The 9,376-nt window shown below is 48.7% G+C and carries 5 protein-coding genes and 1 tRNA gene; 2 read left to right on the forward strand and 4 right to left on the reverse strand.

What is annotated here, in order from left to right:
- Positions 1-188 precede the first annotated feature (188 nt).
- Complete coding sequence (locus tag IQ217_RS18240) at positions 189-2,867, reverse strand: fimbria/pilus outer membrane usher protein (protein ID WP_194021304.1); 2,679 nt, start codon at positions 2,865-2,867, stop codon at positions 189-191.
- A gap of 201 nt (positions 2,868-3,068) precedes the next feature.
- Positions 3,069-3,139, reverse strand: a tRNA-Gly gene (locus IQ217_RS18245).
- Between the two features lie 418 nt (positions 3,140-3,557).
- On the opposite strand from IQ217_RS18245, the gene IQ217_RS18250 reads away from it, so the two are divergent.
- The gene (locus tag IQ217_RS18250; protein ID WP_228024289.1) at positions 3,558-5,003 is read left to right on the forward strand and encodes an MFS transporter; all 1,446 of its coding nucleotides are present in this window, start codon (positions 3,558-3,560) and stop codon (positions 5,001-5,003) included.
- A 214-nt stretch (positions 5,004-5,217) separates the two neighbouring features.
- Here IQ217_RS18250 and ftsH3 read toward each other — a convergent pair whose 3' ends face one another.
- On the reverse strand, positions 5,218-7,068 hold the full coding sequence (ftsH3, locus tag IQ217_RS18255) for an ATP-dependent zinc metalloprotease FtsH3 (protein ID WP_190598292.1): 1,851 nt from the start codon (positions 7,066-7,068) through the stop codon (positions 5,218-5,220).
- A 154-nt stretch (positions 7,069-7,222) separates the two neighbouring features.
- Positions 7,223-8,524 carry a hypothetical protein gene (locus tag IQ217_RS18260; RefSeq protein ID WP_338116577.1) on the reverse strand — a complete coding sequence of 434 codons (1,302 nt, stop codon included), beginning with the start codon at positions 8,522-8,524 and terminating at the stop codon, positions 7,223-7,225.
- Positions 8,525-8,610: 86 nt separating this feature from the next.
- Between IQ217_RS18260 and IQ217_RS18265 the strand changes: the two genes are divergently transcribed.
- A complete protein-coding gene (locus tag IQ217_RS18265) occupies positions 8,611-9,141 on the forward strand; it encodes an alpha/beta hydrolase (RefSeq protein ID WP_199309681.1) in 531 nt (176 codons plus the stop codon).
- The last annotated feature ends 235 nt before the right edge of the window (positions 9,142-9,376 follow it).

A 9,376-nucleotide genomic window follows, 5' to 3' on the forward strand; every position in this document is an offset into this window, starting at 1 on the left:
TTTCTTCTCTCCTTTTTCTACTGCACTTACCGCTTTCTCTCTTAGATCTATACTGTAGGGGGCTGGCATCGCTTTTTTCCTAACTCTTTCCCTATATTATGTCCTAACCTTAGCAATCTTTGCTATAAGACAAATATCAAGAGGCAATACGAGAGACCATAATGGGAGTCAAGACACCATAAATTGTATTAATCTCCTATAGTCACAGTACCCATGTCATAAATACCAGTTTTATCGGCCGGAATCTCAAAACGAATGGTCCGGGGAGGATCACTGAACAATTGCAATTCATACTCCCCTGGCCCCAGCCCTGTCAGCGCAAATCGTCCCGCCCGGTTAGTGAACAACTCCAAGGGCGACCAACTGGGATCGGATAAAGACCTAACTTGCCCCACTTGAAGCGCAATGGGTTCCCCCGCTTTATCCACCAAAGTCCCCCGCAAAAACACGGTGGATTCCGTACCCACTGTGATTAAAGTGCCACTTTTATAGCTAGGCAACAAATTAAAGACGGCATTGCCCAAGTCATAGCCAAGGGGCATATTAGGAGCGTCCACCCGCATGGTGGTTAAAGTATAGGAGCTTAGATCCGGCACTACCCCGGGCCCGACATAATTAGCTTCCGCCACAGGACCGTATAAGCCAGGATTGATTAATACTAGCTGATCAGCAAAATTGGGGTTACGGCTAAAAATGACGAAACTATCCCGCACCGGTCGACTCCAGCCAAAACGTCCATCAGCATAAACCAAGGCCGTACCAAAATTTAAGTTAGTGCGATGACTAGACTGGTCATAGTCATGGTTGAGGTTAATATCCCCCACAAAGCCTCGGTAAGTCAGCCCTAGGCCAGTGCCAAAATAGCCGGGATTGGGATTATTGCTCAAATTAACGGTGGTGTTAACGCTGTTATATTGGGCGGGACTACGGGATGTCCAAGTGAGGGTGCTGGCCTGTTCCCGTTGACTGCTCAGGTTACTACGGGCCGTGAGGGATTGGAACTGGGAGGTTTGCAAAAAGTTGAACAATACCTGAGTTTCTGTTTGTCCCGACTGGTCTAAGCGATTATTCAGGGTCAAATTAACTTGTAAACCCCTTCCTAAATTAGTGGTGAAACCGATCGCCGCTCGGTAGGCATTGGGCTGGCCGAAACTACCAAGCTGATAACCCAAACCGAGGTTAATGCCCAAACCATCGATTAAAGTTTGACTATAGTTGGCTCCAAAAGACCAGGAAATATCATTGGTGGCAGTGCCGAAAAAGTCCAATGGATCCGGGGTAAAGCCGATGGGAAAACTACCAAAACGCTGAAAATAGGGGCCCAAATATTCCACTTCCAAACCAAAATTAGGTAATCGGGCTTGGTTCCCCCCCAGGGCCAAAAATTGATACCGTAGTCGGAAGGCATGGTCTAAACCGTTGCCATCATTCTCCAGGGCCGCATCCCAACCAAAGTTGCCCACGGAAGTGGCCAGGGTGCCTTCCATGCCAATCACCTGCTGGGAACCTGCCGCTTGTAGATAACCCCCCAGGGTGAGGGTAGAAGTAATACCCTGCCGGTAAAAGCCGCCAATAATGGGCCGGGAAGTGTCATAGCTACGCACCCCATTGGTGGTGTAGGCTGGGACCCCTACCCCCAAGCCAAATTGATTCAAGCCCACCTCCAACAGATCCGTCGCTAGGGGCGCTGAAAAGGATAGCTCCTCCACTCGCCCCGCACTGTCGGTAATTTTCACTGTCACATTATTGAGCCCCGTATTCAGCCCAAAATTACGAATATCTTGACGCCCCGCCGGTAATTGTAAGGTTTGCCGCAAAAGTCCATTGACAAAAATTTCCACCCTGGCTGGACTTTCCAACAAAAATTCAAACTGCCCTGTGGGCCTGGTAGTCAAATAAGGCTGGAGGGAAAAATTGCGGAACATCGCAAATCCCACCATGGGCACAAAGGACTGATAACTACGGGCGGTGCTAAACAAATCACCAAAAACATAGCGGACGGCATTATCCGGATCATCCTTTACCAAACGAATATCGGAGCGGGTCCAGGGGTTATTGCTCTGCTCCGCAAAACTAGCACTACCCTCCAGCACCCAGCCTTGATAATTTAGGGCCCCTTCTACGCCAAAATTCAGAGCTTGGCGGCCCAAGTCACCGGTGCCGTCCCAGGCATAGGGTTGGGTCCCAACTAAATTGATAAAACCACTGAAATTGCTCGGACGTAGGGCGGTAGCTGCCCCCGGCGGAAGTTGTAAATTACCGGAGCCATAAACAATGGTCTTGCGGAGATTAGGAGGAATAATAATCCTCAGCTCCAATAACTGGTCATTGAAGGTGGCATCTAAACCAACACTTTGCAGAGCCGCCAAAGTTAAATTGCCACTGTCGTCCACCAAATCAGCCAACCTTGTTTGTATATCAGGTCTGGCATACTCTTCCATTTTCGACAACAAAGTAGAGGCAGTGATTTGTAGGCTACTACTCCCTCCCAGGGAAACAAACACCACAATTTGTCCCTGTTGCAAGTCGTTGATGAAAAACGGTGCCACCAACCGTTGTACCCCAGTGGGGCGGGGGCGACCGAATACCCGTTCGAATAAGTCATCCTCATTGCTCAAATTGGCCGGTGTTGGCTCAGAAGGTGTGGCGGTCTGGTTATCTTCCTCCGTTTGTCTCGGTTCAGGAGGTGTGGTTTCCATCACCGGAGTTCCCTGTCCTAGTAATAAATCCACAGCAAAATCGGGAGGGGGAAAATCAGCACTAAAAGTTTCTGCCCTGGCGGACTGAGCTAGGACTAGCCCGACGACAGTGATCAGGCCGTTGCTCCAAATAATTGCTAGTACTGTCGAGTAGAATCGAAACACCATTGACCTAGATTAGGGCCTGTCAGCAAAGTCTAACAAACAGGTTTTCCATGGACGGCGATCGCCAAAATGTGAGGGGAATACTGCCCCAGTCACCTTTTAAAGCAAAGTGGTGGGCTAAGCACCACGTCAAATCCAGAGCCGCTTGGGAATAACCCTGCCGAAAAAATCTTGGGCTTCGATTAAAATTTTGTCAAGAAACAAAGCGGGTAGGGGGAATCGAACCCCCAACTAAAGCATGGGAGGCTTTCGTTTTACCACTAAACTATACCCGCGCAAGACCTCCACCATCTTAAAACATTAGGGAGCCCCCGCCTAGATGGAAAGCGGAAAATTCCATCATTGCTTCGTTGTAATGCAAGTAGTCGTTCCTCCACTATGACTTTAAATTCAAAAAGATTACTACCCAACCAAGATTTCCAACTTCATGTCACCGGATTTAGCCTCATTAAAAGACAAAAAAGCCTAAAATTGGAAATATCAGTCGAATTTTCGTTCAATTTTGGCTATATCTGGGACTAAAACTAAATATTGCTCGGCTTTAGGTAAAAATGGTTATTTATTGCAGAATTCGTGGAAGTTAGCTCAGTTTACACGAAAATTGATGCAGCCAGGACATCATAATTTGCACTATGCTCATCATAATTTCTGCTTAATCTTTACTTTAGAAACTGAACTTAACTAACTATAAAAATGACAGTATCAACGCCAATGGAGAACGTGCCAGGCAAAAGCCTGCAAAATTACATCGATGAAACTCCCCCCCGCCCCCTTAGTGCTATGCAATGGCGCATTTGGGCCGCCGCCGCCATGGGGAAGTTTTTTGAGGGCATAGTTGTTTTCACCACCGGAGTGGCTCTGCCCTTAATTGAAAAAGATTTTGGACTATCTTCAGACCTCAAAGGCTCAGTGGCCGCCGCCAGTCTCTTTGGCATTTTAATTGGAGCATCCCTATTTGGGAATCTAGCCGATCGCCTGGGTCGGAAGTTAGTTTTCGTCGTAGAAATGATGCTATTTTCCCTGTTCATTGCCCTAACGGCCGTGGCGTGGAGCCCAGGAACCTTAATTTTTTTCCTTTTTTGTGTGGGTATTTCCCTAGGGGCAGACTATCCCACAGCCCATTTAGTTGTCTCAGAAGCAATTCCTAGTCGTTATCGGGGCCGCATGGTGCTATCAGCCTTTAGCTTCCAATCCCTTGGTTCCCTTGGTGGAGTTCTACTAGGGTTAGCAATTCTCGATATTGACCCGCAAATACAATCCTGGCATTGGATGTATGGAATTCTAGTCATTCCAGGCATTTTGGTTACCCTGTTGCGGATGACCCTGCCCGAAAGTTCCCATTGGCTCATGGCCCGGGAGCGCTGGGGGGAAGCTAACTGTTCCGCTAGTTTGTTACTCAAACGTCCAGTTAGAATTAGTGCATTACCCCAATCAGGACAAAAAGACGGCAAACAACGTAAAAAAAACTTTCTAGATTTATTTTCCCCTCGTTATTTCCGGGCCACAATTTTGACTGCGGTTCCCTGGTTTTTACAGGACCTTTCAACCTACGGCATTGGCATCTTCACTCCGACTATCCTCGCCACCCTATTTACCCAGAGCTCTCCAGATTTAATTACCCAGGATTTAAATGCGACGGCGGGAGCTAGTGTGATAGACATATTTTTGGTAGTTGGTTTTCTGGTGTCCATTCCCCTGGTGGACATTATGGGCCGAATTTCCTTACAGATTATTGGCTTTATTGGCTGTGCTGTGGGGTTGAGTATTGCCGCCCTCTCCACCAATGTGCCCCCCACCCATGAATTGAAAACATTACTGATCTTCGGTGGATTTATGATTTTCAACTTTATGAATAACCTAGGGCCCAATGCTATGACCTACGTTTTAGCAGGGGAAGTTTTTCCTACGGAGATTCGAGGTGCTGGAGCTGGCTTTGCGGCCTCCTTTGCCAAGGTGGGGGCTGTCATTACAGCTTTTTTCTTCCCGGTTTTACAACAACAAATTGGCACCAATAACTTACTCTACTGCTTGGCTGTTGCGGCCATGCTAGGGGCATTAATTACCTTTATTTTTCGTATTGAAACCAACGGCAAAACTTTGGACGATGTGGGACAGGGACAGCGAAGCAATCTAGCTTAATGAGTGCCGGTTATTTTTTATAGATAATTTAACCAAAAATAGGATAATCAACACAATTCTTGTAAAAAATGTTGACAGCTTAATTTTATTTCAACTGGTCATAAACTTCTTTCACTGCGACCTATTTTATGCCTCAATAAAAAACCCCTCTCCACTACTCAGAAAGGGGGCTATATGGTCGCCTAAGCTTTAATGGTTTGCTGGGGTTTAATTACTAAACGAGCAAAGCTAATTTGGCATTGTTACTGGCTAGGAGAGTTTGCAACTCTTCAGAATCAACGGTTTCTTTCTCCACTAACATTTCCGCTAGTTGGTCAAGGATGCCCCGGTTTTCCACTAATACTTCCTTGGCTCGTTGGTAGGCTTGATCCACCAATCGACTTACTTCAGCGTCAATGCTAGCGGCAGTTTCATCGGAGAAGTCCCGGTCCGAAGCAATGTCCCTTCCCATGAAGATCCCCCCACCTTGGCGACCTAAGGCCACAGGCCCGAGGCGATCGCTCATGCCAAAACGAGTTACCATCTGGCGGGCCACCCGAGCTACCTGTTGCAGGTCATTGGAAGCACCGGTGGTGACTTCTTCTTCGCCAAAAATAATTTCTTCGGCAATGCGGCCTCCCAGGGCAACGGCCATCTGATTTTGCAGATAGGAGCGGGAGTATAAACCTGATTCCATGCGGTCTTCACTGGGGGTGAACCAGGTTAAACCACCGGCGCGGCCCCGGGGAATGATGCTAATTTTTTGCACTGGATCGTAATCCGGCATTAAAGCTCCTACCAAGGCATGGCCAGCTTCGTGGTAAGCCACCAAGGTTTTGCGTTTTTCGCTCATTACCCGATTTTTCTTCTCGGGGCCAGCCAACACCCGGTCGATGGCATCGTTGACTTCGTCCATGGAAATTTCGGTCAGGTTGCGACGGGCGGCTAAAATAGCGGCTTCGTTCAACAGATTGGACAGGTCAGCACCGGTAAATCCGGGAGTACGGCGGGCAATTTTATCCAAATCCACATCTTGGGAAAGGGTTTTGCCCCGGGCATGGACATTGAGGATTTCTCGACGACCAGCATAGTCAGGACGGTCTACCACCACTTGGCGATCGAAACGACCGGGACGCATCAAAGCGGAGTCCAGTACGTCGGGGCGGTTAGTGGCAGCCACAATAATGATGCCAGTGTTGCCTTCAAAGCCATCCATTTCCGTTAGTAATTGGTTGAGGGTCTGTTCCCGCTCATCGTTACCACCACCGAGACCAGCGCCCCGTTGACGACCAACGGCATCAATTTCATCGATGAAGACAATACAGGGAGCATTGGCTTTGGCTTGCTCAAATAAATCCCGCACCCGGGAGGCTCCCACACCGACAAACATTTCCACAAATTCTGAGCCGGAGATGGAAAAGAACGGTACTCCAGCTTCCCCCGCAACGGCTTTGGCTAACAGGGTTTTACCGGTACCGGGAGGGCCCACCAGGAGCACACCTTTGGGAATCTTAGCTCCCAATTCGGTAAAGCGGTCAGCGTTTTTCAGGAAGTCCACCACTTCGGTGAGTTCTAGTTTGGCTTGCTCAATACCGGCCACGTCCCCGAAGGTAACTTGGGTTTGGGGTTCCATTTGCACCCGTGCTTTGGATTTACCAAAGTTCATGGCTTGGGAACCAGGGCCACTCTGAGCCCGGCGAAAGAGGAAGAAAATCCCCACCAGGAGCAAGATGGGCAAAAATAGGGTGCTGGCGATGCGGAACCAGAAGCCTTCGTCGCTCTGGGGCTGGACGGCAATATCCACGTTGTGTTGGGTGAGGATATTGATCAAGTCTGGATCGTTGGGCAGATTAACCAAGTAGGGAGGGCCACCGCTGGGGTTGGGCACTTGGGCTTGGGTGCGGTCGGCGCTGAGGTTAACCCGTTCGATCTGATTAGCTTCTACCCGATTGACGAAATCGCTGTAGCTGAGGGTTTCTCTAGTTTGGGTCGGACGGTCGAAAAAGGCCGATGCCAACGCTAAAACGACAATCAACAGCAAGGCATATAGGCCCGCGTTACGCCATTTTTTATTATTTTTGCTCACGCTAGAACTCTCCAATAGTGAGTGTAGTTATCATATTCCACCAGCTAGCAATGGATGTGGTGGATAATAAACAGTTGTTAACTTATGTTAACGCTTCTCAGAAACAATTGGCCACTGCACCGAAAAAATGCTAGGGGTACGGGCTATGTTACTGTCAGTCCCCCTGGGTTGGGGTAAAGCGTTTAAACTCCTGCTCCAGGGAATCCTGGTCGGTGCGGTAGGTGATGTCCGCCTGGGTGATGACGGTGCTAGTGGCCCAATCCTGGGCAAATTCTAGTTTAGCTTTGAGGGGGGGGGAGGGCGGTTGTAGAAGTTTGGCCCGCTGTTGCCGATCGCCGTTGCGATGTTCCAGTTTTTGATTACGTTGTTGTAGCCAGAAGTACCTCACCAAGGGAATGGCTAGGAAGCCCACCGCATAGGCCACCAGGAGGCCGTAGATGCTCTGGACAAAATAAACCAGTTCTCCCAAATCAAGCTCAGCCCCGTAGGTTTTTAGCATGACTCCCAAACTCAAGGCCAAAACTAGGTTGACTCCCCCTAAGGCGATCGCCGCTATTTTTTGTCCCGCAGAAGCCTGACTAAATTTCCAGGGTTTTTCCCGCAGGTAGGAAGCTAGGGTGGTGGATTGGCGCTCCTGAGCACTGACTTGGAGGTCGGGGAAAGTGTAGATTAATTCACCGTTGGAGGAAACCTGGGGGTAGCCATTAAAGCGAGCCAAGACAGGAATCATGTAGTCCTCATTCTCCCGGTTGAACTTGGTCACATTATCCAAATAGGGGGCGGCCTGTTCGGCGGCGATCGCCCCACCATTATTGCGAATTAAACTACCCAGGGTTTGCCAGCGTCTTTCTTCCAAATCTTCATTGGGGTCGCCATCCCCAAAGAGGAACGAGAAAATCGCTTCGAGGAAGTTCAGCTCGTTTTTATTTTTATCAGACTTTTTCTTGTCCCGTTTTTGCCGGCCACCATCGGGACTGAGCAGCCAAAAAATATCCCCCGGCCAGAAAAATATTCCACCACCACCACCGCCACTGCGATTGCTTCCCCCGGAAAAGTTAAAGCCCCCATCGTTATCATTGTCCGACTTGGAATTGACAGCGATGACAATGGCAATAATGGCCACCAACATCAACAGGATCGAAAGGATAAGGATAATACCAAAGGAAATGCGGATCAGGTAAAACAACACCTGCCAAATACTCTGGAGCCAACTCTGAAACCGCAAGCGCCAATATTTATTGCGGAGAATATTACGGAATTGCTTGGGAAAAGCAAACACAATCTCGCCGGATTCCGCCACTTGGAGATGGCCCTCCACCTCCGATGCCAAGGTCAGTAACCCTTGTTGGGTTTGGTTAATTTCTAGTCCAGCCTGGCTGGCCACGTCCCCCACCGTGACCACATAGTCTAACTGCTCCACGGCGGTCATAATTTGGGGATTAAAGGCGACACTCATTCCACTGCCCTCGGACGTGACAATCATTAAAATTATTCTTCTAGTATAGAGAGAAGATTTTCTGTCGATATATAGGTTTAGTGGTTATGAATGTGCGTTTTCCTCACTTTTATTTGGGCTTAATGTTTGCTAGCTTGGTAGCTGGATCTGGAACTCTCCCCCTAGCTGCAGCGGAACGGGTGGTGCTGACCTATAGCGTTTTGCGAGAATCCGTCTCCATTGAAGAGTTGGGAGAATTGAGTCGCACAGGAAAAGTATCCCCTTCCCTTAAAGCCTATTTGAAAATGGCCAACAAGGACCCAGAGGAATTGCGGGGTTGGCTCAATCAACCGTTTCAGGCAGATCCGGTTACCCTCTCCCGGGTGCTTAACAGTTTTGCCGGAGAATATGTGCTCAATCAGGTGGGTCAGGTAATCCACACTCCTTCCAAGCGGGACAATAAAGAAGCCCTGCGGGGGGCCATTATTACTTCTGCGGAAAAAGATAATCAGGTAAGGCTCATCGAAGTGCTGGAAAATTACCCCACCCCGGAACTCCACGTCAACGGCGATCGCCTGATGGAACTGTATCAACAAGTGGAAGGGCTGACTGCGTTGTTGGGTCGGCTACCTTTTTAGTCGAACTCTGACTTTTCTCGTTTCCTCAAATCCCTAATAATTGTAGATACTTTTGCTTTGGTTTAATTTTTCTTATTTTCTGCTTAACCCGGCCATAGCCAATTTATTTGGGAGCATCCCAGTTTGTCAGCAAGCATAAATACTCATAGAGAAGGCGTGATTAAGATAGGCACAGCGCAGGCGTAGCATTCGGTTAACATTCTTGGGAGACCATTGAGCACCAGATAATTTGAGA

It is taken from the genome of Synechocystis salina LEGE 00031 (genome assembly GCF_015207985.1).
In the GTDB taxonomy this organism is placed as follows: Bacteria; Cyanobacteriota; Cyanobacteriia; order Cyanobacteriales; family Microcystaceae; genus Synechocystis; species Synechocystis salina.